This is a genomic window from Capnocytophaga sp. oral taxon 332 str. F0381 (assembly GCF_000318275.2).
Lineage (GTDB): Bacteria > Bacteroidota > Bacteroidia > Flavobacteriales > Flavobacteriaceae > Capnocytophaga > Capnocytophaga bilenii.
Window position 1 is genome coordinate 2009 of record NZ_KB291274.1, and the last position, 2237, is coordinate 4245.

A 2237-nucleotide genomic window follows, 5' to 3' on the forward strand; every position below is an offset into this window, starting at 1 on the left:
ACCATTTAGGAACGCCGTATGAGGCGTATGATGAGAATGGAGAAAAGGTATGGACACGAGAATTAGACCTTTATGGGAATGCTATTGCTGGTGATAGTTCGTTTATTCCTTTCTTATATCAAGGACAGTATTATGATGAGGAAATAGGGTTAGCTTATAATAGGTTTAGGTATTACTCTCCTGAAAGCGGTACTTATATTAGCCAAGACCCGATAAGGCTAGTTGGGAATAACCCTAATTTCTATGGGTATACTTTTGATTGTAATACAGAGGTGGATGTTTTTGGACTTGCAGGTACAGGAGGGGCGTATATGATAAAACTTAGTGACGGTAAGATTTATGTTGGAAAAGGTGAAATTGGTCGTATGAATGAATCTATTGAGGAGAGAACAAATAAAGAAGTTGAAATAGATGGAAAAAAGCAAAAAAGAACTGTAGTGGGCAAGGCACATATGAGTACAAATGGAGATAATGAGTTAGGAAAAGCTGTTGAGTATAAAGCATTGGAAAATGAAGGAGCTTATGCTAAAAGTGGAAAAAAATAAAGCTTATATACCAAAGGATAGATTAGAAAATTCTATTGTCACAGGTAGCACCGCATACAAGAATTTAACAAAAGATAAAAGATTAGAAGCTGATAGATTAGCTAAAGAATTAAGAGAAGAGTTAGATAAAGATATAAAGAAGAAACATCATTAAATTTTATGAATTTTGAATTAGATTTTACAAATAGTCTTAATGTCCCTTATAACTTATTGTTAGAGGGAGTTGCTTATGCAAAAAATAAGAGAATAAAATCTATTACTCTTAGGCAAGAAGGATTTGAAATTCCTGATATTGATTTATCAGCTTTGTCTCTATATCCTGATATTGAAACCCTTAACTTCTCTGTACGCATAGGAAAAAACTCTAATATTGATGGAATTTATATTCTTAAGCATTTAAAGCGTCTTTCGTATGCGGGGTATGATAGCATACCTTTAGATCATACTCAATTAACATCTATAACATATCTATACACTCATTTTTCTAAAAATCATTTAGAAGGAAATGCAAGGTTTCAAAATCTAAACGATCTTGAAACCTTGCATTTATGGCATTTAAACCATACCGATTGTGTTTTTTTATCAGAAATAAATACATTAAAAAATTTAGAACTGACACACGGTTCACTTCCAACTATAGAGGGATTGCAATATTTACCTAATTTGGAGCATCTCAAACTTGACTATCTGCCAAAGTTGAAAGACATCAATGCTATTAATCAATGCGATAAAATTAGCTCTTTAACAATTCTTAGGAGTAAGAACATTTACCTGGAGTCTTTAAAAGAAAGTAATATTAAAAATTTATTTATTGATAAGGTTGATAATTTAGAATTTATAAAAGATTTTAATAGTTTAGAAAACCTTTATATTTATGATGATATAAAAAACGGAGACTTAAACCCTATTTTTTATAATAATTCTCTAAAAAAGATTGAAATATATAGCTATAAAAAGAAATATAATCGTACTGAAGAGCAGATAAAAGAATTTCTAAATAAAAAATAGTTGATGAGTAGTCCTTCAATATATAAATACTTATCAAGCGTGATCCTAATGTAGAGCGAATGATTTTTATCCGATACTTTAGGGCGGGATTGGGAAGATATTATCAGCAGTGGGGAGAACCTGCATCGCCACTATGCACCACTTCCTGATGAGAAAGAACTCACTGAGGTTACTTTGGGAGACACAGCAAATTAGTGGTTTTTTGAAAAAAAATTGAAACTACTTTTATAATCTGTTTTAAATAAAGAAGATACAGGAATTACAAGAAGATAAGGTAATGATTTATTTTATTTGATTGTACTTATTTTCTGAGTAACTTCTAAATGCAAAGGTACAATATCTTGACAATATAGCCAAAAAAAATTACCTTTGCAGCGATTTTGAATTATGAATTATGAATTATGAATTTTGAATTTTGAATTGTGGAACGAGCTGCAAGCTTGCGCCAGAGGAGTCCTCACCCCCGTTCCCCCTCTCCAAAAGAGAGGGGGGCAGTGCGCAGTAGTGCTGTGTGGGGGACAGGAGAGAGAATTTTGAATTGGGCACAAGCTACAAGCTTGCGCCAGCGGAGTCCTCACCCCCGTTCCCCCTCTCCAAAAGAGAGGGGGGCAGTGTGCAGTAGTGATGTGTGGGGGATGTAAAGAGAATTGTGAATTCTGAATTTTGAATTGGGCACAAGCTGCA

The 2237-nt window shown here is 33.4% G+C and carries 3 protein-coding genes; all 3 read left to right on the forward strand.

Annotated elements, in window-relative coordinates; all coding sequences use genetic code 11:
* Positions 1 to 545 (forward strand): RHS repeat domain-containing protein (locus HMPREF9075_RS14055; RefSeq protein ID WP_009415006.1); only part of this gene is annotated, 545 nt, incomplete at its 5' end.
* Entirely contained in the window at positions 532 to 699 is a 168-nt protein-coding gene (locus HMPREF9075_RS13105; protein ID WP_157049207.1) for a hypothetical protein, read from the forward strand. The genes HMPREF9075_RS14055 and HMPREF9075_RS13105, both read left to right, overlap by 14 nt.
* Before the next feature lie 5 nt (positions 700 to 704).
* On the forward strand, positions 705 to 1553 hold the full coding sequence (locus tag HMPREF9075_RS03005) for a hypothetical protein (protein WP_009415008.1): 849 nt from the start codon (positions 705 to 707) through the stop codon (positions 1551 to 1553).
* The last annotated feature ends 684 nt before the right edge of the window (positions 1554 to 2237 follow it).